The sequence below is a fragment of the Pantoea folii genome (assembly GCF_056678875.1).
Genome location: NZ_JBWXON010000011.1, coordinates 162,073 through 187,905, shown reverse-complemented (window position 1 = coordinate 187,905; position 25,833 = coordinate 162,073). Strand labels below are relative to the sequence as shown.

The 25,833-nt window shown below is 53.7% G+C and carries 26 protein-coding genes, 2 tRNA genes and 1 rRNA gene; 18 read left to right on the top strand and 11 right to left on the bottom strand.

Annotated features, from left to right (window positions below):
• The first annotated feature begins 285 nt into the window (after positions 1–285).
• The 3 genes from rrf to dkgB all read left to right on the top strand — a co-directional run bounded on the left by rrf (position 286) and on the right by dkgB (position 1,554).
• A 5S ribosomal RNA gene (rrf, locus tag AC1MDE_RS14655) occupies positions 286–401 on the top strand.
• Between the two features lie 102 nt (positions 402–503).
• Positions 504–580: transfer RNA gene (locus tag AC1MDE_RS14650), tRNA-Asp, on the top strand.
• A gap of 170 nt (positions 581–750) precedes the next feature.
• Positions 751–1,554, top strand: a complete 804-nt coding sequence (gene dkgB, locus AC1MDE_RS14645; protein ID WP_182058508.1) for a 2,5-didehydrogluconate reductase DkgB — start codon at positions 751–753, stop codon at positions 1,552–1,554.
• A gap of 12 nt (positions 1,555–1,566) precedes the next feature.
• Here the strand turns inward: dkgB and yafC are convergent, their stop codons facing one another.
• Entirely contained in the window at positions 1,567–2,475 is a 909-nt protein-coding gene (yafC, locus tag AC1MDE_RS14640) for a DNA-binding transcriptional regulator YafC (protein WP_480344759.1), read from the bottom strand.
• Positions 2,476–2,575: 100 nt separating this feature from the next.
• Here yafC and AC1MDE_RS14635 point away from each other — a divergent pair, with 100 nt between their 5' ends.
• Both AC1MDE_RS14635 and AC1MDE_RS14630 read left to right on the top strand, forming a co-directional pair.
• The gene (locus AC1MDE_RS14635; protein WP_480344758.1) at positions 2,576–3,754 is read left to right on the top strand and encodes an MFS transporter; all 1,179 of its coding nucleotides are present in this window, start codon (positions 2,576–2,578) and stop codon (positions 3,752–3,754) included.
• A gap of 148 nt (positions 3,755–3,902) precedes the next feature.
• Positions 3,903–4,703: an endonuclease/exonuclease/phosphatase family protein gene (locus AC1MDE_RS14630; RefSeq protein ID WP_034825421.1), complete on the top strand. Its 801-nt coding sequence runs from the start codon at positions 3,903–3,905 to the stop codon at positions 4,701–4,703.
• On the opposite strand, the gene AC1MDE_RS14625 is transcribed toward AC1MDE_RS14630, so the two are convergent.
• The 4 genes from AC1MDE_RS14625 to gloB form a co-directional block, all read right to left on the bottom strand.
• Entirely contained in the window at positions 4,700–5,395 is a 696-nt protein-coding gene (locus tag AC1MDE_RS14625; protein WP_479401134.1) for a cyclase family protein, read from the bottom strand. The genes AC1MDE_RS14630 and AC1MDE_RS14625 overlap by 4 nt on opposite strands.
• A gap of 7 nt (positions 5,396–5,402) precedes the next feature.
• Positions 5,403–6,722 (bottom strand): MFS transporter, encoded by a 1,320-nt coding sequence (locus AC1MDE_RS14620; protein ID WP_182058504.1) that lies wholly within the window; start codon positions 6,720–6,722, stop codon positions 5,403–5,405.
• Positions 6,723–7,027: 305 nt separating this feature from the next.
• Positions 7,028–8,398, bottom strand: coding sequence for a murein transglycosylase D (gene mltD, locus AC1MDE_RS14615; RefSeq protein ID WP_480344757.1), 1,371 nt, complete (start codon positions 8,396–8,398; stop codon positions 7,028–7,030).
• Between the two features lie 71 nt (positions 8,399–8,469).
• Positions 8,470–9,225, bottom strand: coding sequence for a hydroxyacylglutathione hydrolase (gene gloB / locus AC1MDE_RS14610; protein WP_166933614.1), 756 nt, complete (start codon positions 9,223–9,225; stop codon positions 8,470–8,472).
• 40 nt (positions 9,226–9,265) lie between these two features.
• Between gloB and AC1MDE_RS14605 the strand changes: the two genes are divergently transcribed.
• Positions 9,266–10,000, top strand: coding sequence for a methyltransferase domain-containing protein (locus tag AC1MDE_RS14605; RefSeq protein WP_480344756.1), 735 nt, complete (start codon positions 9,266–9,268; stop codon positions 9,998–10,000).
• On the opposite strand, the gene rnhA is transcribed toward AC1MDE_RS14605, so the two are convergent.
• Complete coding sequence (gene rnhA / locus AC1MDE_RS14600) at positions 9,985–10,452, bottom strand: ribonuclease HI (RefSeq protein WP_034825410.1); 468 nt, start codon at positions 10,450–10,452, stop codon at positions 9,985–9,987. The genes AC1MDE_RS14605 and rnhA overlap by 16 nt on opposite strands.
• 53 nt (positions 10,453–10,505) lie before the next feature.
• On the opposite strand from rnhA, the gene dnaQ reads away from it, so the two are divergent.
• Together dnaQ and AC1MDE_RS14590 are read left to right on the top strand one after the other, a co-directional pair.
• Complete coding sequence (dnaQ, locus tag AC1MDE_RS14595; RefSeq protein ID WP_034825408.1) at positions 10,506–11,237, top strand: DNA polymerase III subunit epsilon; 732 nt, start codon at positions 10,506–10,508, stop codon at positions 11,235–11,237.
• A gap of 134 nt (positions 11,238–11,371) precedes the next feature.
• Positions 11,372–11,448, top strand: a tRNA-Asp gene (locus AC1MDE_RS14590).
• A 79-nt stretch (positions 11,449–11,527) separates the two neighbouring features.
• Here the strand turns inward: AC1MDE_RS14590 and AC1MDE_RS14585 are convergent.
• Positions 11,528–13,021 (bottom strand): NCS1 family nucleobase:cation symporter-1, encoded by a 1,494-nt coding sequence (locus AC1MDE_RS14585; protein ID WP_034825407.1) that lies wholly within the window; start codon positions 13,019–13,021, stop codon positions 11,528–11,530.
• Between the two features lie 145 nt (positions 13,022–13,166).
• On the opposite strand from AC1MDE_RS14585, the gene AC1MDE_RS14580 reads away from it, so the two are divergent.
• Genes AC1MDE_RS14580 through puuE form a run of 3 tightly spaced genes read left to right on the top strand, consistent with a single transcriptional unit; the run spans position 13,167 to position 15,611 of the window.
• Positions 13,167–13,889 carry a GntR family transcriptional regulator gene (locus AC1MDE_RS14580; protein ID WP_058961569.1) on the top strand — a complete coding sequence of 241 codons (723 nt, stop codon included), beginning with the start codon at positions 13,167–13,169 and terminating at the stop codon, positions 13,887–13,889.
• The gene (hpxA, locus tag AC1MDE_RS14575; protein WP_058961568.1) at positions 13,886–14,617 is read left to right on the top strand and encodes an allantoin racemase; all 732 of its coding nucleotides are present in this window, start codon (positions 13,886–13,888) and stop codon (positions 14,615–14,617) included. Before AC1MDE_RS14580 ends, hpxA begins: the two co-directional genes overlap by 4 nt.
• Positions 14,618–14,651: 34 nt before the next feature.
• Positions 14,652–15,611, top strand: coding sequence for an allantoinase PuuE (gene puuE, locus AC1MDE_RS14570; RefSeq protein WP_058961567.1), 960 nt, complete (start codon positions 14,652–14,654; stop codon positions 15,609–15,611).
• Between the two features lie 107 nt (positions 15,612–15,718).
• Here puuE and hpxZ read toward each other — a convergent pair whose 3' ends face one another.
• The 4 genes from hpxZ to AC1MDE_RS14550 are packed head-to-tail and all read right to left on the bottom strand — an operon-like array spanning position 15,719 to position 19,282.
• On the bottom strand, positions 15,719–16,102 hold the full coding sequence (hpxZ, locus tag AC1MDE_RS14565; protein ID WP_034825401.1) for an oxalurate catabolism protein HpxZ: 384 nt from the start codon (positions 16,100–16,102) through the stop codon (positions 15,719–15,721).
• Positions 16,103–16,104: 2 nt separating this feature from the next.
• Positions 16,105–17,502: an AtzE family amidohydrolase gene (locus AC1MDE_RS14560; RefSeq protein ID WP_058961565.1), complete on the bottom strand. Its 1,398-nt coding sequence runs from the start codon at positions 17,500–17,502 to the stop codon at positions 16,105–16,107.
• Positions 17,499–17,684 carry an oxalurate catabolism protein HpxX gene (hpxX, locus tag AC1MDE_RS14555; protein ID WP_211727993.1) on the bottom strand — a complete coding sequence of 62 codons (186 nt, stop codon included), beginning with the start codon at positions 17,682–17,684 and terminating at the stop codon, positions 17,499–17,501. Before hpxX ends, AC1MDE_RS14560 begins: the two co-directional genes overlap by 4 nt.
• An 11-nt stretch (positions 17,685–17,695) precedes the next feature.
• Positions 17,696–19,282 carry a gamma-glutamyltransferase family protein gene (locus tag AC1MDE_RS14550; protein WP_480344755.1) on the bottom strand — a complete coding sequence of 529 codons (1,587 nt, stop codon included), beginning with the start codon at positions 19,280–19,282 and terminating at the stop codon, positions 17,696–17,698.
• 179 nt (positions 19,283–19,461) lie between these two features.
• On the opposite strand from AC1MDE_RS14550, the gene hpxU reads away from it, so the two are divergent.
• The 7 genes from hpxU (at position 19,462) to hpxK (ending at position 25,831) form a co-directional block, all read left to right on the top strand.
• Positions 19,462–20,301 (top strand): MurR/RpiR family transcriptional regulator HpxU, encoded by an 840-nt coding sequence (gene hpxU / locus AC1MDE_RS14545; RefSeq protein ID WP_479401629.1) that lies wholly within the window; start codon positions 19,462–19,464, stop codon positions 20,299–20,301.
• A gap of 194 nt (positions 20,302–20,495) precedes the next feature.
• Complete coding sequence (locus AC1MDE_RS14540) at positions 20,496–21,281, top strand: transporter substrate-binding domain-containing protein (protein ID WP_058961562.1); 786 nt, start codon at positions 20,496–20,498, stop codon at positions 21,279–21,281.
• Positions 21,282–21,285: 4 nt separating this feature from the next.
• Positions 21,286–21,954: an amino acid ABC transporter permease gene (locus AC1MDE_RS14535; RefSeq protein ID WP_038648825.1), complete on the top strand. Its 669-nt coding sequence runs from the start codon at positions 21,286–21,288 to the stop codon at positions 21,952–21,954.
• Complete coding sequence (locus AC1MDE_RS14530) at positions 21,951–22,607, top strand: amino acid ABC transporter permease (RefSeq protein WP_058961561.1); 657 nt, start codon at positions 21,951–21,953, stop codon at positions 22,605–22,607. The genes AC1MDE_RS14535 and AC1MDE_RS14530 overlap by 4 nt, the downstream gene beginning before the upstream one ends.
• Positions 22,588–23,319 carry an amino acid ABC transporter ATP-binding protein gene (locus AC1MDE_RS14525; protein WP_034825388.1) on the top strand — a complete coding sequence of 244 codons (732 nt, stop codon included), beginning with the start codon at positions 22,588–22,590 and terminating at the stop codon, positions 23,317–23,319. The genes AC1MDE_RS14530 and AC1MDE_RS14525 overlap by 20 nt, the downstream gene beginning before the upstream one ends.
• Before the next feature lie 20 nt (positions 23,320–23,339).
• Positions 23,340–24,575, top strand: a complete 1,236-nt coding sequence (locus AC1MDE_RS14520) for a pyridoxal-phosphate-dependent aminotransferase family protein (protein ID WP_058961559.1) — start codon at positions 23,340–23,342, stop codon at positions 24,573–24,575.
• The gene (hpxK, locus tag AC1MDE_RS14515) at positions 24,572–25,831 is read left to right on the top strand and encodes an allantoate amidohydrolase (protein WP_058961558.1); all 1,260 of its coding nucleotides are present in this window, start codon (positions 24,572–24,574) and stop codon (positions 25,829–25,831) included. Before AC1MDE_RS14520 ends, hpxK begins: the two co-directional genes overlap by 4 nt.
• The last annotated feature ends 2 nt before the right edge of the window (positions 25,832–25,833 follow it).

The following is a 25,833-nucleotide window of genomic DNA, read 5'->3' as shown; positions in this document are numbered from 1 at the left end:
TGTAAGTGCAGCGATGCATTGAGCTAACCGGTACTAATGACCCGTGAGGCTTAACCTTACAACGCCAGAGGCGTTTTATGAGAGACGCGAGTAGATTTTCAGCTTTGTTCATCCGGATAAAAGAATTAGCGATGTCCTGCGGAGTTAAGTCCGAAGGATTTTGCGCTGAGGCAAGGCGCCGACCGGGACGGAACGAAGGAGCATACTGAGGTATGTGACTGAGTTACGCGAGGGAGAGCAACGCAGCATCAGCACAAAAGACACAGGACAGAGCACAGGAATTTGCCTGGCGGCTGTAGCGCGGTGGTCCCACCTGACCCCATGCCGAACTCAGAAGTGAAACGCCGTAGCGCCGATGGTAGTGTGGGGCCTCCCCATGCGAGAGTAGGGAACTGCCAGGCATCAATTTAAGACTCATTCGTGAGTCGTGACCTTTCAGGTGACACTGAAAGGGCGAAACACCCGAAGTCAGAACGGTTTTCTGATTTTGGTACAGAATCGGTGGAGCGGTAGTTCAGTTGGTTAGAATACCTGCCTGTCACGCAGGGGGTCGCGGGTTCGAGCCCCGTCCGTTCCGCCACTTAATTGATAAGCCCTGACTTAATAAGTCAGGGCTTTTTCATGTCTAAAATTCCAGCTCAATTGTTGATTTAATCGCAATATTCTTCTGCTTATAAGCAGATTTTTCAGCAATAATAATGCTGCCACAATGTTCCCCATCGAAATCATTCACAAAACGATGAGGAAAACATGACAATCCCTGCCTTTGGTTTAGGTACTTTCCGCCTGCAAGACGATGTTGTAATTCATTCCGTAAAGACAGCACTGGAACTAGGTTATCGTGCCATCGACACCGCGCAAATCTATGAAAATGAGGCTGCTGTTGGTCAGGCCATTTTTGAAAGTGGAATAGATCGTCACCAACTCTTTATTACCACCAAGATTTGGATCGAAAATCTCACTGCTGAAAAACTCATACCGAGTTTGCAACAAAGTCTGTCAAAACTGCGCACCGAGTATGTTGATCTTACATTGATTCACTGGCCTTCACCTGGCGCAGCAGTCCCGGTGAAAGAGAGTATGCAGGCATTAATGGCAGCGAAAGAGGCGGGCCTGACGCGCCAGATTGGCATATCAAACTTCCCGATTGCGCTAATGAGAGAGGCCATTGCCGCAGTTGGCATTGAAAATATCGCCACCAACCAGATTGAACTCCATCCCTTCCTGCAAAACAGCGAGGTAGTTGAATTTGCTAAGCAGCAAGGAATGCACATCACGTCTTACATGACTCTGGCTTACGGTGAGGCACTAAAGGATGCGACCATCCAGTCGATTGCACGCAAACATCAGGCGACACCGGCACAAATCGTTCTGGCGTGGGCGATGCAATCTGGCTTCAGCGTGATCCCTTCTTCGACTAAGCGCGATAATCTGGCCAGCAATATGGATGCTGCTAACTTAACGCTTGATGCGGAGGATATGAAAATCATCTCATCACTGGATCGCCAGCAGCGGTTGGTCAGCCCTGAAGGATTGGCTCCGGACTGGGATTAAGTGACGAAGTATTCAGCCCTGCATTCGCCAGGGCTGTTGCTTAACCCACTCACTGAGAAAGTCGATAAAAGCACGTGCACGTTGGCTAACGCCCAGATCGCTGTAATAGACCGCGTTGAACGGCATCGCTACGGGTACTCGCTGTTGTGCCAACACCTCAATAAATGTCCCATCCGCGATTTCACTGTCTACCATATAATCGGACAAACAAGCGATACCTTGATCATCGAGACAAAGTTGTTTAATAGTTTCACCGCTGTTTGAGGACATTCCCGGCACGATGTCATAAAGGTCATGACCATTATCAGACACAGGCCAACGGTTCAGGCGCAGCGGTTCTACAAATCCAAGGCATTCATGATTTATCAAATCCGATGTAGAGAGGGGGACACCCCTTTTCGCCAGATAAGCCGGAGTTGCTACCAATTTGCGATAGCTGATAAACAGCAAACGTGCTCGTAAGGTCGAATCCGTCAGGTTGCCTGCGCGAATAGCCACATCGACTTTACGTTCAATCAGATTAATAAAACTCTCAGACGAAATCAGCGACAGGGTGACGTCGGGGTAGCGCTCACGGAAGGGTTTAATCATCGGCAGAATCAAATGCAGAATGACCGGCGTGGCAGCGTCTATGCGCAGAAGACCTTGCGGAGCTTGCTGACGTTCCATTAACTCATTTTCAGCAGTCGACATCTCCTGTAGGAGCTTCTGAACGCGTTTAAAGTAGTGCTCACCTTCCTGAGTCAGTGCGAGCTGCCGGGTGGTGCGCGTGAGTAAAGCCACTCCAAGTTTGTTCTCCAGTTTTTTGACAGTGCGACTCACAGCCGAATTCGCCATCTGCAGTTGTTCCGCCGCACGGCTAAAACTGCCGCTTTCTACCACAGCAATAAAAACTTTCAACTCATCCGACGATGCTTTCATTATGCTCCCCGAGGCAAAAGTCTATTCTCACTTTGCATCTTTTTGTCATTAAAGCATGAGTCGATAATGGCGCCCATCAAAACATTCATGGGAGTCAATCATGCCACTTGCACTCTGGGCGCTGACTATCAGCGCCTTCGCTATCGGAACCACTGAATTCGTTATCGTCGGTCTTATTCCTACGATTGCGGAACAACTTAACATCACGCTACCTTCAGCAGGTATGTTGGTCTCAATTTACGCCCTTGGTGTCGCCGTGGGGGCGCCAGTGCTGACTGCTTTAACCGGCAAAGTGCCGCGCAAGCCACTGCTGATAGGGCTGATGGTGCTTTTTACGGTGGGCAACCTGGTCGCGTGGTTGGCACCGAACTATGAGACGTTGGTCGTTGCTCGCTTGCTAACGGGACTCGCGCACGGTGTATTCTTCTCGGTCGGTTCAACGATTGCGACCAGTCTGGTGAGTAAGGAGAAGGCTGCAAGTGCCATCGCCATCATGTTTGGCGGTCTGACGGTGGCATTGGTAACAGGAGTGCCCTTGGGTACACTGATTGGTCAACACTTTGGGTGGCGTGAAAGTTTCCTCGCAGTTTCCTTGTCAGGTGTCATTGCTTTAGTCAGCAGCATGGTACTGATACCGCGTAATATTGCGCAGCCACCTGTTACTACTCTGGCGCAGCAAGCGCGCGTCATGGTGAATCCACGCCTGCTATTAATTTATGCCATCACCGCGCTGGGTTACGGTGGTGTGTTTACTGCCTTCACTTTCCTGGCGCCGATGATGCAGTCATTAGCCGGTTTTTCCCCGGCAGCGGTCAGTGTCATTCTGCTAGGGTATGGTATCTCTGTAGCCATCGGCAATATCTGGGGCGGCAAGCTAGCCGATCGTCACGGCGCTGTGCCCGCGTTGACCCTGATCTTCAGCGCATTGGCGGTATTGCTATTAATATTCCAGTTTACGGCTAATACACACTTTATGGCGCTGGCAACGGTGCTGGTAATGGGGATTTTTGCCTTCGCTAACGTACCGGGCTTGCAGGTCTATGTGGTGCAGAAGGCTGAGTCCTATGCGCCTGGTGCAGTTGATGTGGCGTCAGGACTGAATATCGCGGCATTTAACATCGGGATTGCACTAGGGTCATTGGTTGGTGGTCATATTGTCGAACACTACGGTCTGGCTCAAACCCCTTGGGTTGGCGCTGTCATTGTTTTTATCGCGCTATTGCTGGTAAGACTGAGCGGTCAGCTCGACAAACCCCGTACTGCATTTGCCACGGAATAATGAGGTCAACAACCCGCTAAAGGGCGGGTTGTTACCGTAATATGCTGTGAAGCTAATTCCGACAATTAACAACGCCAATTGAAACCCTGTCCTAAAATCCCTATAACTGTCAGGTGAAGTTGTAGTCGTAAATCAGCCAGGCGGGAAAGTGCGAAAGAAAACATATGCAATGCGTTACACAGCGGGTCAGCCTGCAGAGCGGATATTTCCGCCCGGGGCGATGTTGCATCTGGGACAGGCGCTGCCGCCTGGTGCACCGTTACCTGCGGATCCTGCATTGCGGGTTTTAGTCTGGAATATCTTCAAACAGCAGCGAGCAGACTGGATGTCTGTGTTGCAGGGTTTCGGCAAAGATGCTCACCTGGTTTTACTCCAGGAGGCGCAAACCACCCCTGAGTTGGTCAAATTCGCCACCAGTAACTATCTGGCGGCCGATCAGGTACCTGCCTTCGTCTTACCCCAACATCCCTCCGGCGTGATGACGCTCGCTTCTGCGCATCCTGTGTATTGCTGTCCATTGCGTGAGCGCGAACCTTTATTACGCCTGGCAAAATCGGCGCTGGTGACGGCCTATCCACTGCCGACCGGCGAAATGCTGATGGTGGTCAATATTCACGCGGTGAATTTCAGCCTGGGTGTGGATGTCTACAGCAAGCAACTTGGGCCGATTGGCGAACAGATTCAGCATCATCGCGGACCGGTGATCATGGCCGGCGATTTCAATGCCTGGAGCCGCCAGCGCATGAACGCGCTGTATCGCTTTGCCGAAGAGATGGCATTACACGAAGTGAATTTCACGGATGACCATCGGCGTAAAGCGTTTGGCCGTCCGTTAGATTTTGTCTTCTACCGTGATATGAAAGTTAGCGAGGCTTCTGTGCTGGTCACGCGCGCTTCTGATCACAATCCACTGTTAGTCGAGTTCACGCCAACAGCGCTTGCCCGCTAAGTCTCAATGAACGCAATCGCCCGCACCGGCGAGGCTGACCCGCGCTCAATTCGAAGTGGTAGTGCAAGAAAGCAAAAATGCGCAGGCAACATCTCTAAGTTAGCCAGATTTTCGATAATAAGATTATCGTTACCCAGTACAGCTAAATGTGCGGGATTTTCTGCATTGCCAAAGGCATCGAGCGAGAGGGCATCGGTGCCAAATACCTTTACACCTTTTGCAATCAGATAAGCAGCACCTGCCGCAGAAAGCCCCGGCCAATCCTGCAGAAATGCGTTGTGATCGGGTTTAAGAGCCCATTTTTCATGCCAGCCTGTGCGAAAAATGACGATGTCATCAGCCTCAATTGCGCCAAAGTCCCTTTCCCAACGTTGAATATCCTTTACACCAAAAGTGTGGCAGGGCGCAATATGTCGCATATCCAGCAGCAGGCCCCGGCCCATTAACTGGCATACATCAATGTTTTCAATTGTCTTGCCACCTTCAATAAAGTGTGAGGGAGCATCGACATGAGTCCCGCAATGATCCCCCATGATTATCTGGCAGTTATAATTTCCATCGCCGGTTGAATAAGTTTCATTATCTGCACGGATAAATTTCGGGTGTGTCGGCCATACGGGCATGCTGGTTTGATGTAAATGACTAAGTTCTATTATTTTGCTGCTGCGAATCTGTTTCCAGAGAGCTGTCATGTCATCCTCACTTATTCACATTTACCGTTTCTTTGAGCAGGGCAAGGGGAATGCAAGAAAGCAGCAGCATCCCGACGATTACGGCATAGTGCACGCTGAAACCCCACGTATGGATAATCCAGCCGCTAACAGGGGCGACCAGAATGCCAGCGATACCCACCGCCAAACCAATCATCAATCCAAGGCTCGAAGCTGCTGCATGAGGTGAAGAATCAATCAGCAGCGCATACGCAACAGGATAGGGCGAATTGCGGAACAGCCCCCAAAAAATCAGGATCCCCCAGGCAAGTGCAGCAGAATGAATAAAAATGCAGAGCGAACAGGCAAGGATCCAGCCCGCGATAATGATCGTCAGAGATGTCTTACGCCCGCGTTTATCCGAAAAACTGCCCCAAACGATCTGACCAATCCAGCCGGTGATGCCCGAAGCACCCGAAATGATGGCGGCGGTGGATAGGTCCAAACCGACCTCACGTGTGAGTTGAAGGGTTAAGAAGTTTGCAATCCCCATTTCAGCCCAGATAAAACCAAAGACCAGTGCAATCGCCATCAGGCAATTACGGTTTTTAAGGCAGCTAAAGGAATTTTTCAGGCTGGATTTCTGTGGTTTGGCTTCGATCGGGCGAGTCAGTTTGTGTTCGTCGATCCAGTTAAAGACGCGTTGATGATTTTTTTTGGTTCCTATAATCAACTGCAATACCACGATGATTAACCCGATCAAAGGGATAAACAGAAATGCATGGCGCCAATCACCAAACATTAAAATCGCAGCAATTAAAATCGGACCAATGAATTGCCCAAGCGGAAAACCGGTGTGATGTACACCAATCGCGAAACCTCGATTTTCTTTTTGCCACCACTCGCCAAGCAATGCCACATTAATTGGCTCTGAGCCGCCGGTACCCATCCCCATAAAAACACGCAGCGCCTGAAATGCCCCCAGCGATTTGCAAAATGCTGTAGCAACACCAGATATGATCTCCACCAAAACTGCCAGGCACCAGCTATAGCAGCGCCGATAACCGCTACCGATATAATCGGAAAGCAGGCCAAATAGCACCGCACCTGACAACGTACCGAAGAAGCTTAGCGAGTTAATCCACCCAGCCTGCACTTCACTAAGATTGAAATCCTTCATTATTGCCGGCAATAGGGTGGGTAAGATGATACGGTCTATCGAGTTCATCAAGATAGCAAGTGTCGTGATGACCAGCATGGCCCATGATAAAGGATGGGCACGTGGTAACCAGCGTGGTGTTGTCGTGTTCGTTTGCTGCCCTGAAGCATTATCTGCTTCCTTAAGCTGTTCGTTAAGGCTATCGCTCATTCTCAACCCTTATCCTACCGATGGTTTATCGAATCACTGAACTCACGGTTCAGCGATAGAGTGAATGCGCGCCATGTAACATTTAAAATACGAATACGGCGCTTTTCGTTAACACTATCGGTTGGCTTCTACCATACAAGTTGCTCCGGGTGGATATTTGACCAACATCACGTCTAAGGGTTTTTAATCGGGATAAAAGTCTTCAGAAGGGGAATGAGGAGAGAGGAGAAAGATAACAGGTTGCCATGACATCGTTGAGGTAATAAAAATGAAAAAGGCTGACAAAAGTCAGCCTTTTCGACGCATTAGGTATCAGGTGTTGCGCTATTCTTCACAAACAGCGTGAGCTTATCGCCCGGCTGAATGTCTTTAGCGTCACTGTTCCAGCGCATAACATCCTGGGTGTTCACACCATGACGTTTTGCAATACTGGCAAAAGAATCACCCTTACGAACACGGTAGGTGATGCTGTTGCCGTTATCAGCCAACTGCGTTGCTTTGCCGCCCACCGTCAATTTCTGACCGATGCGTACTGAAGCACTACGCAAGTTGTTCTGCTGTTTCAGTGCACTGACGCTGACGCCAAGCTTGTTAGCAATTGCTGACAAGGTGTCGCCTTTGCGTACCGTGTAGTTGTTTCCTGCTGCACTGACTTTCGCCATTTCAACAGGCTGCACGGATGCAATGTCACCGGATGCCAGTGAATTGCGCAGCTTAGCAACGTTGGACTTAGGCACCATAATATAGTGCGGTCCGTTTGGCGCAGTGGTGCCATTTTTATAACCGGCGTTGAAGCTCTTCAACTTGTTGAGCGACATGCCGGCCATATCTGCAGCCTGCGTCAGTTCAATTTGCTGTCCCACTTCCACACGTGCTAAAGCACGGCTTTCGTTCGGGGTCGGCAATTTGATACCGTACTGCTTGTTGTTCTTAAGGATTTCACTCAAGGCCAACATCTTAGGTACATAGACCGTGGTTTCGCGTGGTAACGATAAGTGCCAGAAATCAGTCGGCTTGCCGCGCGCCTTATTCTGTTTTATCGCTTTCAGCACGCGTCCTTCACCGCTGTTATAGGCGGCCACTGTTAACAACCAGTCACCGTCAAACATACCGTTCAGACGCTGCATCATATCCAGCGCAACTTTGGTCGAGGCCACCACATCGCGGCGTCCGTCATACCATTGGTTCTGTTTCAAACCATAGTTTTTGCCCGTTTGTGCAACAATCTGCCAGATGCCAGCGGCATTCGCAGAAGATGTTGCATGTGGGTCAAAAGCGCTCTCCACTATGGGTAGCAGTACCAGTTCCATCGGCATTTTACGTTTCTGTATCTGCTCGACAATCCAGTACATGTACGGCTCTGCCCGTAATGTTACATCGTGGAGATAGCTCTTATTTTTTAAAAACTTTGTTTTTTGTTCGCGGATCCGGGGGTTTTCCGGAATCCCCATCTTCAACTCGTCACTAATGTGATTCCAGAGATCGGTATCTTCTGCGAGGCCTGTTCCATCATCCTGCCAGCGCTGCGATAATAATTGATCTCCGTACTTTCCATTTTCACCTTGACCAGCTGAAGACAGGCTCTGGGCATGCTGTACGGGGATATTGGCGTCATTCCTTGATGCCTGACATCCTACCAGCAAGACCGAGGCGAGTAAGATCGCTTTAGCCTTCATGTGTGTGTCAATAGTTCGCTTAAAAGACGAGCAACTATACGTTAGGGGTACACACAACACAACCTTAAATATCAAAAACGGTCTTTCTTCTCGCGTAGATCAGCGAAAGTTTGCCATAACGGGGAGGAAGCAACATTAGTCCCCAAAGCCTTTTGTAAATCAGCATCTTGCGTACGGAGAAATAAATTTATATCCCGCTCAAGTGCCAGTTTTGTTGGCAAAGTAATGCGATTTTCTGCACGTAAGTCCTTAATTTGCTGATACCTTGCCAAAATTTTCGGGTCATGAGGCAGAATAGCCGCAGCAAACTTCATATTGGATAAAGTGTACTCATGAGCGCAACAAATCAGGGTATCTGCGGGGAGTTCATTAAGCTTTTGAAATGAATCAAACATTTGTTCTGCTGTGCCTTCAAATAATCTTCCACAGCCGCCAGAAAACATCGTGTCACCACAGAAAAGATAAGGTGAACTGAAATATGAGATATGTCCTAAAGTGTGTCCGGGTGTTGCGATGACACGGAAATCTAGCCCAAGCAGGGTAAATTCATCATTCTCGGCGACGATATGTTTTGCCCCCTTATCCGCGGTTTCCTCTGGTCCGTAAACCGCGATATCGGGATAGTGTTGCAATAATTCGGCGACACCGCCGACATGATCGTGATGATGATGCGTGAGTAAAATGGCCACCGGTTGCCACTTGTTGACTCTGATTTTATCCAGCACCGGTTGAGCCTCGCCGGGATCGACGATCAGACAGTTTTTATCATCGTCCGTCAGTGTCCAGATGTAGTTATCCTGCAACGCGGGAATACTGGTAAGATTCATAAACACCTCTCAGGTCGTAGAAAAAGGATGATGGTAGAGCATGAAGCCAGCGAAAACACGCCAGGTTCTGACTGCGCCGCGCTCCTGGCGCGATATGCCATGGGGCGATTATTTTCGCGATGCACTCACGCAGCAGTTGCAGCCTTACCTTGGAAAGCTGTATGGCTTTCATATGCTTAAACTTGGCAGCCTCAGCGCAGAAATCAATACCCGTCAGTGTGCCATATCGCATCAGGTAAATGTGGGCATTGAGGGCGATGACTTGCAGGTGATCGCCAATACCACGCAATTACCTTTTGAAGCGAAATCGATTGATGCTTGTTTGATGGCGCATACCCTGGCATGGAGTCAGGATCCCCATCTCGTGTTACGAGAAGTGGATCGCGTCCTGATTGACGATGGTTGGATGATTATCAGCGGGTTCAACCCGTTCAGCTTGCTGGGGATCAGCAAAGGTATCCCGGGTTTGCACGCCCGTGCGCCATGGAGCGGACGCATGTTCAGCCAGGTACGCTTACTCGACTGGCTCAGCCTGCTCAACTATGAAGTGGTCTATCGCACCCGTTTTCAAGTGGTGCCGTGGCATCGGCAGGGCGGCAAAGTGATCAGTGCGCACCTGCCCGCGCTGGGATGTCTGAACATTGTGGTGGCACGCAAACGAACATTCCCATTAACGCCCACCAAAGCGAAGAAGAGCTTAAACAAAGCGCAGGTCAGACAAACGGTGAATGCCACCCGGCAATTTCGTGAAGTGAAGGATCAGGATTCGACCTGATAGCCGACATCATCCTGCGTCGGATGACCGGCTGCGCTGCGTGCCAGTTCGTCGCAGCGCTCGTTTTCCGGGTGACCGGCGTGGCCTTTTACCCATTCCCACTTAATTTCATGGTGGCTGAGCGCGAGATCGAGTCGCTTCCAGAGATCGACATTTTTCACCGGCTTTTTATCGGCCGTTTTCCAGCCGCGCTTTTTCCAGTTATGGATCCAACTGGTGATGCCCTGGCGCACATACTGACTGTCGGTGCTGAGCACCACTTCGCAGGGCTGCGTTAGCGCCTCTAACGCTACAATCGCCGCCATCATTTCCATGCGGTTGTTGGTCGTGAGTCGATAACCGGCGCTGAACTCTTTTTCATGTGGGCCATAACGTAAAATGGCACCGTAACCGCCGGGGCCGGGATTGCCCAGGCAGGATCCATCGGTGAATATTTCTACCTGTTTGCGCATCTCTGGTAGACTTCCTTCTGACAAAACGCCAAGTCTGACATAAAACGAGTCCTATGAGCACTGCAAATAACCGCCAGATCGTCCTCGATACCGAAACCACCGGCATGAACATGATCGGTGTGCACTATGAAGGACATCGCATCATTGAAATCGGTGCGGTTGAGGTGATTAACCGTCGCCTGACCGGCAACAACTTCCATATGTATCTCAAGCCCGATCGGCTGGTGGATCCGGAAGCTTTCGGCGTTCACGGTATTGCCGATGAGTTTCTTGCCGATAAGCCGATGTTTGCAGACATCGCCGATGAATTCCTCGAATACATCCGTGGTGCAGAGCTGGTGATCCATAACGCGTCGTTCGATATCGGCTTTATGGATTATGAGTTTGGCATGCTTAAGCGCGGTATCGGCAAAACCGACACCTTCTGTCAGGTGACAGATAGCCTGGCGATGGCGCGTAAAATGTATCCAGGCAAGCGCAATAGCCTCGATGCACTGTGTAATCGCTACGAAATCGACAACAGCAAACGTACGCTGCACGGCGCATTGCTCGATGCCGAAATTCTGGCTGAAGTGTTCCTGATGATGACGGGCGGCCAAACTTCGCTGGCTTTCTCGGCGGAAGGCGATCAGAGCAGCCAAAATACCGGCGATAACATTCAGCGCATCGTGCGTCCGAGTTCAGGATTACGCGTGGTCAACGCCAGCGATGATGAGATTATCGCACATGAAAGCCGTCTGGATTTAGTGTTGAAGAAGGGCGGAAGCTGCCTGTGGCGTGCCTGAATGGGCTGATTTTGCGTGGAAAAGCAACGTAAAGCTGAAAAAATCGGCAAACGATTCATTCCCTCAGAAAAAGCATTGACGGTTCATAAGGCTGCCATTAATATTCGCCTCGTTCTCGACGGGGAACAAAGCGCGGAGCGGTAGTTCAGTTGGTTAGAATACCTGCCTGTCACGCAGGGGGTCGCGGGTTCGAGCCCCGTCCGTTCCGCCAATCATTAAAGAAGCCGATGCAGAAATGCATCGGCTTTTTGCTTTTTCAGGCTGGCATCGGCGCCAACCTGATCATCAGATCAATCCTTCTGCACCGCCACTTCCTGACGATAGGTGCCCACTGAGACTTCACGATCGGCGCGAGCCAGCCAGCGATAGCAACCTGCACCTAATGCCACACCAATAAACCAGCTGAAGTTTGCCACGGCATGCAGTGACGGAATAAAGCTGATCACCAGGCAAATACCTACCGACGGCAGCAGTGCGGCAATCGCTTTCGGGTTAAAGCCACCGCGATACCAGTAGCGTCCTTTTGGTGTGTCATCAAACAGGTCGTCCACGTAAACCTTGCTGCGCTTAATCAGATAGAAATCGGCCACCAAAATGCCAAATAGCGGGCCGATAAAGGAGCCCAGCACATCCAGCGTGTAATGAATCAACTCCGGTGACTGGAACAGATTCCATGGCGTCAGCAGAACAGAACCCACTGCGGCAATCATTCCACCGGTACGGAAACTGATTTTCTGCGGTGAGCAATTTGAGAAGTCGAAAGCCGGGGAAACAAAGTTCGCCACGATGTTGATGCCGATAGTGGCGATAATCATGGTGAGTAAACCAATCGCGACGGCGACATCATTGCCAACCATGCTCACGGTCTCAATTGGATCGGTAATCATGCGGCCGAACAGCGATTGGGTACCTGACACGATCACCACGGTGACAATCGAGAACAGCAGGAAGTTAAACGGCAGGCCCCAGCGGTTCCCCCGGCGGATCTCCCCCATGCTTTTGCCGTAGCGAGAGAAGTCACCAAAGTTGAGTAATGGGCCAGAGAAGTAAGAGACCACTAATGCGGTGGCGGTGATCATCTGCCAGGTTTGCTCACCAGTGCTTAACTGCTTGCTGGCCAGCGTAAAGGAGATACCGTCAAAGCCGGTTTTGTATACAATCCAGCCCGCTAGCGCCACCATCACCACGTAGACAGCCGGACCCGCCACATCGATAAAGCGTTTAATCGCGCTCATGCCGTGCCAGAACACCATGGCCTGCAGGAACCACATCACGCCGAAGCAGCACCAGCCCAGTTGAGATAACCCCAGCCAGCTGCTTTGCGTCATCCCGCTTAATGAAGGGAAGAACTTCAGCAGTACCAGCATCAGCGCATTAGCCGCTAAATAGGTTTGAATGCCATACCAGGCGAAAGCGATCAGGCCGCGAATCACCGCGGGGATATTGGCACCAAACACGCCGAATGCCTGACGTGAAATCACCGCGTAAGGCACGCCCGCCATCTGGCTCGGTTTGGCGACGAGATTGGCACACAACTGTACGATGCAGATACCTACCAGCAGACAAAGCAGCACCTGCCAGCTCGCCAGTCCCAACGTAAAGAAGCTGGCGGCGACCACATAGCCACCCATGCTGTGCACATCCGACATCCAGAAAGAGAAAATGTTATACCACGACCAGTTCTGGTCGCGCGTGGGCGCCAGATCTTCATTACACAGGCGTGGACTGTAGTGGGCGTTGGCGCCAGAGGCCACCCCGGAGGTCACTTCAGAATGATTTGGCATGAAACCTGCTCCTCTAACAACATGGGAAAAATAATCACAGCGTGAAACGGTATTGCAGGATCCAGGCCAGAATTGATTTCTTGTATACAAAAAATTAATTTCACGTATACGATGTGCTGTGCACAGACACTTACCGGAGCAGGTAATGAAGAGCGAAACAGGCCAGAAAACGGCTGCCGATCTGAATGATCGCGACGAACCCATCTATCAGGCATTACTCACCGCCATTGTGGAACATCAGCTGCCACCGGGCAGCAAATTGCCAGAAGAGGCGCTATCAGAAGCTTTTGGTGTGAGCCGAACCGGCATTCGCAAGGTGCTACAACGCCTCGCGGCGGTGCAAATGATCACCTTGTCGCCCAGGCGTGGTGCACAAGTGGCCACGCCGGGCGTTGACGAGGCGCGCGACATCTTTGCCACACGCTGCTTACTCGAGTGCGCCAATTTGCCCGCGGTGCTGGCTCACGTTCAGCCACCACACCTTGCTGCCCTGAGCACACTCATTGAGGAAGAGCAGCAGGCTCACGAACAGCACGATGGTGCGGCGGCAATTCGGCTCTCTGCGGCTTTTCATATTCAGCTACAGGCGATTTCCGGTAATCAGGTGCTGACGGATATGGTTACGCGCCTGACACAGCGCTCATCATTAGTGATTGCCGCCTATGGTGCGCCCTGGCAGCGCGGGTGTCGTTGCGATCATCACGATCGGCTGGTGGAGCTACTGCGGCAGAAAGATCTTCCCGCGCTCACCGCAGCCTTACAGCATCACTTCGAACACATCGTGGCCAGCCTGCATTTTGAGCGCAGCGGCGAAACCTTACCCGACTTCACCCGGTTATTTTCCGGTCACAATGGAGCCGCATCATGAGCCTGATTCAGGTGATCAACCCCAATACCAGCCTGGCGATGACAGAAACCATCGGTGCAGCCGCACGTGCGGTAGCGGCACCAGGAACTGAAATTCTGGCGGTGTGTCCGAGCCAGGGGGTGCCGTCGATTGAAGGGCACTTCGATGAAGCCATTGCGGCGATCGGCGTACTGGAACAGGTCAGGGTCGGCAAAGCACAGGGCGTGAGTGGCCACATTATTGCCTGTTTCGGCGATCCGGGATTGCTGGCCGCGCGTGAACTGGCCAGCGGTCCGGTGATCGGCATTGCGGAAGCCGCGATGCACACGGCAACGCTGGTGGCGACACGCTTTTCAATCGTCACCACGCTACCGCGCACCCTGGTGATTGCCCGCCATCTGCTGCAACAATATGGCTTTACCCATCATTGTGCGGCGTTGCACGCTATCGATCTCCCGGTGCTGGCGCTGGAAGATGGCAGCGGTGTGGCGCAGGAAAAAGTGCGCCAGCGTTGCATTCAGGCGAAGCGAGAAGATGGCAGCGGCGCGATAGTTCTGGGCTGTGGCGGTATGGCCTCACTGGCACAGGAGCTGACGAAAGAGCTGGGTCTGCCGGTGATTGATGGCGTCAGCGCGGCGGTAAAAATGGTGGAATCACTGGTGGCGCTGGGCTTGGGTACCAGCAAACATGGCGATTTAGATTACCCGATTGAAAAACCGCTCAGCGGCGCATTTCAGCACCTAAACTAAGTGCTGGTTGAGGACTGACTAAGGAATTTACAGAATGAGTGATGTATCTGAAAAGAAAGAGTACAGCTTCAACAAAAACTACCCGCGTGACTTGATTGGTTATGCTAACCATCCGCCGCACGCACAGTGGCCGGGCAACGCGAAAGTGGCGGTGCAGTTTGTCCTCAACTATGAAGAGGGGGCAGAAAACAATGTGCTGCACGGCGATGCAGGATCTGAACAATTCCTGTCCGATATCATTGGCGCCGCCAGTTATGCCGATCGCCATATGTCGATGGATTCCCTGTACGAGTACGGTTCGCGCGCCGGTTTCTGGCGCATTCACAACGAATTCCAGAAGCGCGGGTTGCCGCTGACGGTGTTTGGCGTGGCGATGGCGCTGGCGCGTCACCCGGAGATTGTGGAAGCGATCAAAGCCGCGGATTATGACGTGGTCAGCCACGGCTGGCGCTGGATCCATTATCAGTCGATGGATGCTAAAACCGAGCGCCAGCATATGCAGCAGGCGGTGGATGTGCTGCGCGATCTGTTTGGTAAAGCACCTACCGGCTGGTACACCGGCCGCGACAGCCCGAATACGCGCCGCTTAGTGGTGGAGAACGGCGGCTTCAGTTATGACAGCGATTACTACGGCGACGATCTTCCGTTCTGGACGCAGGTGACGTGCCAGGATGGCACGGTGAAACCGCATCTGATCATTCCTTATACGCTGGAATGTAACGATATGCGCTTCGCCTCGCCACAGGGTTTTAATACCGCCGAGCAGTTCTTTGTCTATCTGCGTGACACCTTTGATGTGTTGTATGAAGAGGGCGACACCGCGCCGAAGATGATGTCGATTGGCATGCATTGTCGACTGCTGGGCCGCCCGGGCAAATTCCGTGCCTTGCAGCGTTTCCTTGACCATATCCAGCAGCATGAGAATGTGTGGGTTTGTACGCGCCAGCAAATCGCCGATCACTGGATGGAGACGCACCCGGCTCCTGCTGTTTAACGACCAGCGATACTCCGCGCCGACACATTTGGCCGGTACGACATGAACTGTCGTACCGGCCCTGACCACGCGAGTTAAGTCATACTGACGAGCGCCGGTTTACCCCGCTAGCTCATTAAACTCACCTGCGCCGCGACAATCCGCCACCCATAAGGCATGCGCACCCATGTTTGCTGCTGGCGACCAATCTTCTCCACGCCTTCACGCGTAAACTCAGTGCTGCACACCGCGTAGTCATCTCCAAAGGTGGTGATCACCGTATTACGTAGCGTGCGCGCCAATCCCTTCGATGGACGGGCAGCGCGAAAAGCACGGATCTCATCAATGCCATACAGATTTTCCCCTGCGCCCAAACGCACGGTGCGATCGTCGTGCCAAAACAATTCATCCAGCACATCAACATTGTTGCTGATCAGCGCTTCTTCATAGCGATAAAACGCAGCGGTCACCTCAGCCAGCACCGCAGGACGATCAATATGTTCAGGTGTCATGGTTACGCATCCATCAAGGTGGTTTGTGGCAGGGTCAACCCTTGCTGCTGCAGTGCCCAGGCGGCGCGCAGTGCAAGATGTTCTTTAAACGGTGCTGCGATTAACTGTAAGCCAATCGGTAAGCCACTGGCAGTTTGCAAAGGCACGGTACAGACCGGCAAGCCGAGGAAGGAAATCGGCTGCGTTAACATGCCCATACTGGCGCGCGTCGGCAAATCCTGGCCGTTAATATGAATCGTCTCTTGCCCAATGGTGGTCGCGGTGCAAGGGGTCGCCGGTGCAATCAGGACATCGAATTGTTCAAACAGCGGTAACACCTGCTGTTGGAAATGACGGCGGAAGCGCTGCGCCTGCACATACCACGCGGAAGGCAGCATCGCTCCGGCCAGCAGACGCTCGCGAGAGTTCGGTTCGAATTGCTCGGGCATATTGCGCAAAGCGGGCAGATAGTGATTGCCGCCTTCTGAGGCGGTGAGGATAAAGGCCGCTGAACGGGCAATTTCCGCGTTGGCTAACGTGACGGCTTCGCTGGCATCCAGCGCTTGTGCCACCACTTGCACGGCGGCACGCGCTTCTTCGCTGCACCAGGTCGAAAAGAAACCACCCAGCACTGCGCTACGTATGCCTTCTGCGCCTTTTACTAATCCGTCACTGGTCGGTTCCTTCGCCTGCGCTGCCTGGAAAGCATCGCTGGCATCGTGACCTTGCAGCGCATCGTACACCAGACTCAAATCTTCTACCGAGCGAGCAAACGGACCGATATGATCGAGGCTGGCGACAAAAGGATGGCTGCCACTGCGCGATAAGCGACCAAAGGTCGGTTTGAGTCCATAGATACCGCACAACGAGGCCGGCACGCGGATCGAACCATTGGTATCGGTGCCCAGTGAGAAGTGCACTAAGCCTGACGCGACAGCCGCCGCCGAGCCGCCTGAGGAACCACCGGCCACGCGGCTCAAATCGCGCGGATTATGGGTCGGGCCATAATGGGTGTTTTCGGTAGTAAAGCCGTAAGCATAGGCATCCATATTCAGCATGCCGGAGAGCAGTGCACCGGACTGACGCAGTCGACTCACCGCCCACGCATCTTCGCGGGCCGCTGCACGTTCACTGAATAAGCTGGCACCAGCAAGGGTGCTGTGACCGGCGACATCAAACAGGTTTTTAACCGCATAAGGAATACCCGCCAGCACAGGCAATACTTCACCGCGCTGGCGTTGCAAATCGACCTGATCCGCTTCGCGCAACATGCGCTGACCGGTGACTTCGGTCCACGCATTGAGTGCAGGATTGTGCTGTTCAATGGCGTTCAACGTCTGTTGCGCCACTTCACGGGCGCTAATATCACCTTGATTCAGCGCATGATTGAGCGCTTTGATGGATAACGATGCCAGTTTCATGGATGAAACACTCCTGCCACTTCCAGACGGTCATCCAGCGGGAAAGCCATGAGCGGTTCAGCCATGGCGGCGATGCGATTGAACTGCACCAGCAATTCAGTGCGACGTGCTTCGTCCAGCTCCAGAGCCAGAATCTGTTCCATTTGAGCGATATAAGCCGCCCAGTCCGGTTGCGAATGCATGATGGTTTCCTTTAAAAGCCGGCTGCGCTGCCGTTGCTACGTGGATCGAAGGCACCTTCCAGCATGCCGTTATTGTGTCTGACGATGGCGCCAGCGTGGCCGACGACTTCGCTGAAATCAGGCAACAGCTCAACGTCATGACCGAGTTCGCGCAACTGCTGCACCGTTTCTGCTGACATACGCGCTTCGAGTTTGAGAGAGTCAGAGGATTGTCCCCAGGTTCGCCCCAACAACCAGCGCGGTGCACTGACCGCCTGTTGAAGTGGCTGTCCCTGAATTACGTGGCGGGTAAAAATTGCTGCCTGCGTTTGTGGTTGGCCATCGCCCCCCATTGATCCGTAAACCATCGTGCGACCATCTTTCAGGCGCGCAGCCGCTGGATTTAAGGTATGGAACGGTTGTTTACCGGGTTTTAGTGCCAGCAGATGGCCCGGTTGCAGGCTAAAGGCTGCACCGCGGTTTTGCCAGGTAATGCCTGTACCCGGTAGCACGACGCCGCTGCCAAATTCGTGATAAATGCTCTGGATAAAGGAAACGGCCAGCCCGCTGCTGTCCATCACCCCCATCCATACGGTATCGCCAGGACCTCGCCCGGTTCCCCACGGCGCGGCTTGTTGGTCATTAATTTGCGTTGCCAGTGTGGAAAGATGATCGGCATCGAGCAGGTCTTGCACATTGAAGTCGATATGGCGCGGATCGGTGATGTGTTTGTCGCGCAAGGCAAAGGCTTTTTTAGTGGCCTCAACAATGCGGTGTACGGTTTGTGCTTCATCGGCCTCCGCCATGTTCAGGCGGTCGGTGATACCCAAAATCGCCAGCGATACCAAACCCTGCGTTGGTGGCGTCATATTCCAGATGTCACCTTCACTGTGTGCCAGATGCAGCGGCGTACAGCGGCGCGCGTGGTGTTTTTGCAAATCTTCCAGGGTGATCGGCATCCCCAGCGCGGTCATCTCACGTGCCAGATGGTGGGCCAGTTCGCCGCGATAGAAACTCTCCAGACCCTGTTCACTCAACACGCTAAGTGTATTGGCAAGCGCGGGCTGGGTAAAACGGCTACCGGCACCAGGCACGGTGCCGTCAGGCAAGAAGGTCGCAGCGAAGCCGGGTTGATCAAGCAATTCATGTTGCTTTGCGGCAGTGGCTGCAGCCTGCGATGCGGTAACAGGAATGCCATCGGCAGCATAGCGAATGGCGTCACGCAGCAAACGGGCTAACGGCAACCGCGCAGAACCTAGCTCTTCAGCTAGCGTTAACGCCTCCTGCCAGCCACTCACCGTGCCTGCTACAGTGAGCGCTGCTTTAGGACCGCGATGCGGAATATGGCTTTCGCCGTGATAGAAGTCGAGGTGGGCGAGTGAGCCTGCTGCGCCACTGGCATCGATAGCGATAGGATCGCCATTGGGCGGCACGACCAACCAAAACCCATCGCCACCCAAGCCGTTCATGTGCGGATAGACAACCGCGATAGTGGCCGCTGCCGCTACCATCGCTTCGATCGCGTTACCGCCTTCGCGTAAAACCGCCAGTGCACTTTCACTGGCAAGATGATGTGGGGTGACGGCCATGCCGAGCGGGGCCATGTTGCTCTGTATCATAGTGAACTCTTCATTGTTGATTCTTTTGTAGGGTGTGAATGGGGTTGGTGTTGGTCATAAAAAGTGACCCTACAAATCCGTGAGGTGATCTAAGCAAGAGCTGTTCCAGTTTTGGGTTGGGCATCAATGTGGATCGATTTGTGCTAGCTTGTGATGAAACGAAAGTTACAGGACCAATGATGAAACAGCTTGATGAACGCCTTCGCAGTCACTATCCGCAACTGTCGCCGCAGGAGCAGCGTATTGCCGATTTTGTGTTTGACCATTTTGATGACCTGATCAGCTACAACAGCGCAGAGCTGGCGCGGCTGAGCGGGGTATCGAAGGCGACAGTCAGCCGCCTGTTTAAACGTCTGGGCTATGAGAAATACAAGGACATGCGTGATGAGCTGCGTACGCTGCGTCAGAGTGGGATGCCCCTCACCGACAATCGCGATGCAGTGCAGGGCAATACCTTACTGTCGCGTCATTACAAGCAGGAGATGGCCAACCTGACGCAGTGGGTGAACAGCATCGACCCGCAGCAGTTTGGCGAAGTGATTCAGGCGCTGGGTGCTGCAAAGCGGGTGTTTATTATCGGCATGCGTAACGCCTATCCGGTGGCATTGCACCTGCGTCAGCAGCTGATGCAGGCGCGTCCGCAGGTACATGTGTTACCACAACCCGGCCAGACGCTGGGCGAGGAGCTGGTGGATATCACACCCGAAGATATTGTGGTGGTGATGGCCTTCCGCCGCCGTCCACGCATTATCCGCCCGCTGATGCAGCAGCTGCAGCAGAGCAATATTCCGGTGCTGGCGCTGTGCGAGCCGCAGGCGCAGGGTATTATCACGCTGGCACAATGGCAGCTGTGCGCGCCGCTCGATAGCGTCTCCGCCTTTGATAGCTATGCCTCGGCGATGAGTCTGATCAACCTGCTGGCAAATGCACTGCTGCATGAAATGCTGTCGCAAGGCCGTCAGCGTATTCATCAAATTGCCGATCTTTATCAGCACCTGGATGAACTGGAACACCGATAGTGGGCACCACTTTGGTGCTTTGCACCTTTTTTGATCGGGTTTTAATACGGGCGTAATGCCCGTTTTTATCGCCTTAAACTCCGTGTTTATTCGTTTTTCTTCCCTTTGCGCCCCACACCCTGCGGTTGGCACATTAGTTGCAAATCGTTTTATCAAGAATCTTTTGTTTCACGATAAACTCACCGGGGTGCATAATGAAAAAAGTTTTACTGGCAGTCGCAGGCGCAGCATTGCTGATGGCTCAGGTCGGCAGTGCGATGGCCGATCAGCTACAAGACATTCAGAAGCGTGGCGTCATCCGCATTGCGGTGCCGCAGGACTTCCCGCCGTTTGGTTCAGTCGGTACCGATTTACAGCCACAAGGCTATGACATCGACATGGCCAAGTATCTGGCGAAGCAGATGAAACTGAAGTTGCAGCTGGTGCCGGTCTCCAGCGCCAACCGCGTGCCTTATCTGCAAACCGATAAAGTGGATCTGGTGATCTCCAGCATGGGCAAAAACGCCGAACGCGAGAAAGTGATCGATTTCAGCCGTGCCTATGCGCCGTTCTTCCTTGGGGTATTTGGCCCGAAAGGTGAGCCACTGAAAGATGCTGCAGCGTTAAGCGGTAAATCAATTGGTGTGACGCGTGGCGCGGTGGAAGACATGGTGCTGAGCGATGTGGCGCCAAAAGATGCGCAGGTGAAGCGTTATGAAGATAACAACACCACGCTGTCAGCTTACCTGTCAGGTCAGGTGCAGTATGTCGCGACCGGTAACCTCGTGGTGGCTGCCATTGCGCGCCAGAACGCAGAAAAAGCGCCGGTGCCGCAGTTCATGCTAAAAGATTCACCGTGCTTTATCGGCCTGAAGAAAGATGAGCCAGCGCTGAAAGACAAAGTGAACGTGTTGATTGAGCAGGGCATTAAAGACGGCACGCTGAACAAACTGTCAGAAGAGTGGCTGAAAGCCCCACTGCCAGCTAACCTCGGCGCATAACGCAATGATTGGGCAACTCAATTTTGCAGATCTCTGGCCGCACTGGCCAGAGTTACTGGCAGGGCTGTGGGTCACGATTCAGATAACGGTGCTGGCCACCGTCGGCGGGGTGAGCCTGGGGATTCTCGGCGCGGCACTGCGCAGTGGCAAACCGAGCTGGGCGAGTCGCATCTGGGGCGTTTATGTCGAACTGATCCGTAATACGCCATTCGTGGTACAGCTGTTTTTTATCGTCTTTGGTTTGCCCAATCTTGGTCTGAAACTGACGGCGGGCGAAGCAGCGCTGCTGGCGATGTTGATTAACCTTGGCGCGTACAGCACTGAAATTATCCGCGCCGGGATTCAGGTGACGCCGAAAGGGCAGTGGGAAGCGGGCCGTGTGCTGGGGTTGACCCGCACGCAGACTTTTATCCGCGTGGTTCTGCCGCCGTCGCTGCAACGTATTTATCCGGCGCTAGTCAGCCAATGCATCATTGTGATGCTGGGTTCATCGGTGGTGTCGCAGGTGTCGTACGAAGAGCTGACCTTCGCCGCCAACCTGATTCAGTCACGCACTTTCTTGAGTTTTGAAGTCTATCTGGTGACCACGTTGATCTACCTGGCGTTGTCGATTGCCATGCGACAGCTGCTGCTGGCGCTGGGGCGTAAATGGTTTGGAGCGCAGCCCGCATGACAACCTTTACTGACTGGGACATCCTGCGCAACCTGCTGCTGGCGGCGCGCTGGACGATTTTACTGTCGCTGGTGGCCTTCTTTGGCGGCACGCTGGTGACCTTACCGCTGCTGTTTTTACGCCTGCTGAAGCGCCCATGGTTGACGCGCCTGATTCGCTGCTACACCGAACTGTTTCAGGGCACGCCGTTGTTGATGCAGCTGTTCCTCGCCTTCTTTGGCGTCGGGCTGTTTGGCATTGATGTGGCGCCCTGGACCGCCGCTTCGCTGGCATTAACTTTCTACACCAGCGCATTTTTGGTGGATATCTGGCACGGCAGTATTCGTGCGCTGCCGAAGGGCCAGTGGGAAGCATCGCGTTGCCTCGGACTGACTTTTGGTCAAACGCTGTTTCGCGTGGTGGCACCGCAGGCGATTCGCATCGCCATCGCGCCGACCGTGGGCTTTGCCGTTCAGGTGATTAAAGGCACCGCGCTGGCCTCGATTATCGGTTTCGTCGAGCTGACGAAAGCCGGCACTATTTTGAACAATGTGACGTATCAGCCCTTTAAGGTATTTGGCCTGGTGGCGCTGGGTTACTTCCTGATGTGTTATCCGCTGTCGCGTTACAGCCAGTACCTGGAGAAAAAATTCAATGCCGCTCATCACCATTAATCAGGTCCAGAAGTACTACGGCGACAACCACGTCCTGAAAGGTGTCGATCTGGATATCGACAACGGCGAGGTGATTTCGATCATCGGCCGCAGCGGCTCGGGCAAAAGTACCTTGCTGCGCTGCATGAACGGACTGGAGGGCTACCAGGAAGGCAGCATCAAACTCGGCGGTATGACGATCACCGACCGTGAATCCCAGGCGCGTGAAATCAGCCGCTCGGTGGGCATGGTGTTCCAGAACTTCAACCTGTTCCCGCACATGACCGCGCTGGAAAACGTGATGCTGGCGCCGCGCCGGGTACTGAAGAAGAGCGAAGCTGAATGTCGCGAACTGGCCACGCAGATGCTGGAGAAAGTCGGCCTCGGCGAACGCATCAACTACTACCCGGCCAATTTATCCGGTGGACAACAACAGCGCGTGGCGATTGCCCGTGCGCTGGCGATGCAGCCGAAAGTATTACTCTGTGACGAGATCACCTCAGCGCTCGATCCTGAGCTGGTGGGCGAAGTGCTGAAGGTGCTGGAACAGCTGGCTGCCGAGGGCATGACCTTGATCCTCGTTACCCATGAAATGAACTTCGCCCGTGATGTGGGCGATCGCGTGGTGTTTATGCATCAGGGCCGCGTCTGGGAGCAGGGTGACAGTAAAACGCTGTTTGCCAATCCGCAGACCGCCGAGCTTAAACAGTTTATCTCCACCGTCCGTCTTTAAGTCTTCAAAAGGAATAGCACATGGATATCAGTCAGTTTTCGCAAATTAATCCACCACAACGCCTGCTGATGGGCCCTGGTCCTATCAACGCCGATCCGCGTGTCCTGCGCGCCATGTCGAGCCAGCTGCTGGGTCAGTACGATCCGGCGATGACGCACTACATGAATGAAGTGATGGCGCTGTATCGTGGTGTATTTCGTACCGAAAACCGCTGGACCATGTTGATTGACGGCACCTCGCGCGCCGGTATCGAAGCGATTCTGCTCTCGGCTATCCGTCCGGGCGACAAAGTGCTGGTGCCGGTGTTTGGCCGCTTTGGTCATCTGCTGTGTGAAATTGCCCGCCGCTGCCGCGCGGAAGTGCACACTATTGAAGTGCCGTGGGGTGAAGTATTCACTCCGGATCAGATCGAAGACGCGATCAAAAAAGTGCAGCCGCGCCTGCTGCTAACGGTGCAGGGCGATACCTCTACCACCATGCTGCAGCCGCTGGAAGAACTTGGCGCCATTTGCCAGAAATACGGCGTGCTGTTCTATACCGATGCCACCGCTTCACTGGGCGGTAACGTGCTGGAAACCGATGCCTGGGGACTGGATGCGGTCTCTGCCGGTATGCAGAAGTGCCTTGGCGGTCCGTCGGGTACTTCTCCGATCACCCTCAGCCCGCAGATGGAAGCGGTGATCCGCAAACGTAAGTGTGTGGAAGAGGGCATCCGTACCGCGGATCATCAGGATGGCGATGAGGAGATGATTTACTCCAACTATTTCGATCTCGGCATGATCATGGATTACTGGGGGCCGGAACGTCTGAACCACCATACCGAAGCCACCACCGCGCTGTTTGGTGCACGTGAGTGCGCGCGTTTGATGATGCAGGAAGGGCTGGATAACGGCATTGCACGTCATAAGTTGCACGGCGAGGCGATGCTGAAAGGTATTCAGGGCATGGGCCTCGAAACCTTTGGCGACCTGAAACACAAAATGAACAACGTGCTCGGTGTGGTGATCCCGCAGGGTGTGAATGGCGACCAGGTGCGCAAATTGGTGCTGGAAGATTTTGGTATTGAGATCGGCACCTCGTTTGGCCCGCTACACGGCAAAGTGTGGCGCATCGGCACCATGGGCTACAACGCGCGCAAAGATTGCGTGATGCAAACCCTGAGCGCGCTGGAAGCGGTATTGAACCATGTGGGTTACCGTTCGACACAAGGCGCGGCCATGCAGGCGGCGTGGGATCATTACGGGAGCCACGCATGAGCAACAGCCTGATGACCGCCAGCGAGGCGCAGTCCGCCGCTGCCCGCGTCATGGCACGCTGCGATGCCCTGGCTGAAATCAGTGAAAGTGAGGATGGTCTGACGCGTGTCTATCTCTCGCCTGAACAGGTCCGCGCCAACGCCCGCGTGGCAGAATGGATGCAGGCGGCCGGCATGACCACCTGGCAAGATGCTGTGGGCAATATCTGCGGTCGTTATGAGTCTGCTGAACCCGGCGCGCAGGCGCTGCTGTTGGGCTCTCATCTGGACACGGTGCGCAATGCCGGGCGCTATGACGGCATGCTGGGTGTGCTGAGTGCTATTGAAACCGTACAGTGGCTGCACGATCGTCAGCTGCGCTTACCGCTGGCGATTGAGATTGTCGGGTTCGGCGATGAAGAGGGCACGCGCTTTGGCATCACGCTGTTGGGCAGCCGGGGGATTACCGGTACATGGCCCGAGAGTTGGGTGACGCATCCGGATGGTAACGGTATAACTGTGGCGGAAGCGATGCAGGATCTCGGTCTGGACGCTGCCAACATTTTGCAGGCAGCACGCGACGTCAACGACATTGCGGCTTACCTTGAACTGCACATAGAACAAGGGCCGTGTCTGGAACAGGAAGATTTGGCGCTTGGCGTGGTGACCGCGATTAACGGCGCGCGTCGTTTGAATTGCAGCTTTATCGGTGAAGCGGGCCACGCTGGCACGGTGCCGATGACCCATCGTAAAGACGCACTGGCCGCCGCCGCCGAGTGGATGGTGTTTGTTGAACACACCACTGCCGAGCAAGATCCACAACTGGTGGCCACGGTCGGCACCCTGAGCTGTTTGCCGGGCGCCGTGAATGTTATCCCCGGTGAAGTGCAGTTTTCACTGGATGTGCGTGGGCCGCAGGATGAGCCGCTGGAGCGCCTGTTGTCCGCGCTGCTGACACAAGCCGAAGCGATTGCCTTGCGGCGTGGACTGACTTTTACCGCTAGCGAGTATTACCGTATTGCGGCAACCGCCTGTGATGCACGTTTGCAACAGGCGCTGAGCCATGCGGTGGAAACCGTACAGGGCCGCAGCGTTTCTTTGCCAAGCGGCGCAGGGCACGACGCGATTGCGATCGCCGATCGCTGGCCAGTGGGTATGCTGTTCGTGCGCAACTATCGCGGTATTAGCCATCATCCAGCCGAGTCCGTGCAGGTAGCCGATGTGGCATTGGGCGTGCAGGCTTATCTGCAAGCGGTCAACGATCTGGCACAGGCTTAAGG

Excerpts from the sequence above, each read along its gene's own strand:
- dkgB (WP_182058508.1), top strand. The coding sequence starts at position 751 with ATGACAATCCCTGCCTTTGGTTTAGGTACTTTCCGCCTGCAAGACGAT.
- yafC (WP_480344759.1), bottom strand. The coding sequence starts at position 2,475 with ATGAAAGCATCGTCGGATGAGTTGAAAGTTTTTATTGCTGTGGTAGAA.
- AC1MDE_RS14635 (WP_480344758.1), top strand. The coding sequence starts at position 2,576 with ATGCCACTTGCACTCTGGGCGCTGACTATCAGCGCCTTCGCTATCGGA.
- AC1MDE_RS14625 (WP_479401134.1), bottom strand. The coding sequence starts at position 5,395 with ATGACAGCTCTCTGGAAACAGATTCGCAGCAGCAAAATAATAGAACTT.
- AC1MDE_RS14620 (WP_182058504.1), bottom strand. The coding sequence starts at position 6,722 with ATGAGCGATAGCCTTAACGAACAGCTTAAGGAAGCAGATAATGCTTCA.
- mltD (WP_480344757.1), bottom strand. The coding sequence starts at position 8,398 with ATGAAGGCTAAAGCGATCTTACTCGCCTCGGTCTTGCTGGTAGGATGT.
- gloB (WP_166933614.1), bottom strand. The coding sequence starts at position 9,225 with ATGAATCTTACCAGTATTCCCGCGTTGCAGGATAACTACATCTGGACA.
- AC1MDE_RS14605 (WP_480344756.1), top strand. The coding sequence starts at position 9,266 with ATGAAGCCAGCGAAAACACGCCAGGTTCTGACTGCGCCGCGCTCCTGG.
- rnhA (WP_034825410.1), bottom strand. The coding sequence starts at position 10,452 with ATGCGCAAACAGGTAGAAATATTCACCGATGGATCCTGCCTGGGCAAT.
- dnaQ (WP_034825408.1), top strand. The coding sequence starts at position 10,506 with ATGAGCACTGCAAATAACCGCCAGATCGTCCTCGATACCGAAACCACC.
- AC1MDE_RS14585 (WP_034825407.1), bottom strand. The coding sequence starts at position 13,021 with ATGCCAAATCATTCTGAAGTGACCTCCGGGGTGGCCTCTGGCGCCAAC.
- AC1MDE_RS14580 (WP_058961569.1), top strand. The coding sequence starts at position 13,167 with ATGAAGAGCGAAACAGGCCAGAAAACGGCTGCCGATCTGAATGATCGC.
- hpxA (WP_058961568.1), top strand. The coding sequence starts at position 13,886 with ATGAGCCTGATTCAGGTGATCAACCCCAATACCAGCCTGGCGATGACA.
- puuE (WP_058961567.1), top strand. The coding sequence starts at position 14,652 with ATGAGTGATGTATCTGAAAAGAAAGAGTACAGCTTCAACAAAAACTAC.
- hpxZ (WP_034825401.1), bottom strand. The coding sequence starts at position 16,102 with ATGACACCTGAACATATTGATCGTCCTGCGGTGCTGGCTGAGGTGACC.
- AC1MDE_RS14560 (WP_058961565.1), bottom strand. The coding sequence starts at position 17,502 with ATGAAACTGGCATCGTTATCCATCAAAGCGCTCAATCATGCGCTGAAT.
- hpxX (WP_211727993.1), bottom strand. The coding sequence starts at position 17,684 with ATGCATTCGCAACCGGACTGGGCGGCTTATATCGCTCAAATGGAACAG.
- AC1MDE_RS14550 (WP_480344755.1), bottom strand. The coding sequence starts at position 19,282 with ATGATACAGAGCAACATGGCCCCGCTCGGCATGGCCGTCACCCCACAT.
- hpxU (WP_479401629.1), top strand. The coding sequence starts at position 19,462 with ATGAAACAGCTTGATGAACGCCTTCGCAGTCACTATCCGCAACTGTCG.
- AC1MDE_RS14540 (WP_058961562.1), top strand. The coding sequence starts at position 20,496 with ATGAAAAAAGTTTTACTGGCAGTCGCAGGCGCAGCATTGCTGATGGCT.
- AC1MDE_RS14535 (WP_038648825.1), top strand. The coding sequence starts at position 21,286 with ATGATTGGGCAACTCAATTTTGCAGATCTCTGGCCGCACTGGCCAGAG.
- AC1MDE_RS14530 (WP_058961561.1), top strand. The coding sequence starts at position 21,951 with ATGACAACCTTTACTGACTGGGACATCCTGCGCAACCTGCTGCTGGCG.
- AC1MDE_RS14525 (WP_034825388.1), top strand. The coding sequence starts at position 22,588 with ATGCCGCTCATCACCATTAATCAGGTCCAGAAGTACTACGGCGACAAC.
- AC1MDE_RS14520 (WP_058961559.1), top strand. The coding sequence starts at position 23,340 with ATGGATATCAGTCAGTTTTCGCAAATTAATCCACCACAACGCCTGCTG.
- hpxK (WP_058961558.1), top strand. The coding sequence starts at position 24,572 with ATGAGCAACAGCCTGATGACCGCCAGCGAGGCGCAGTCCGCCGCTGCC.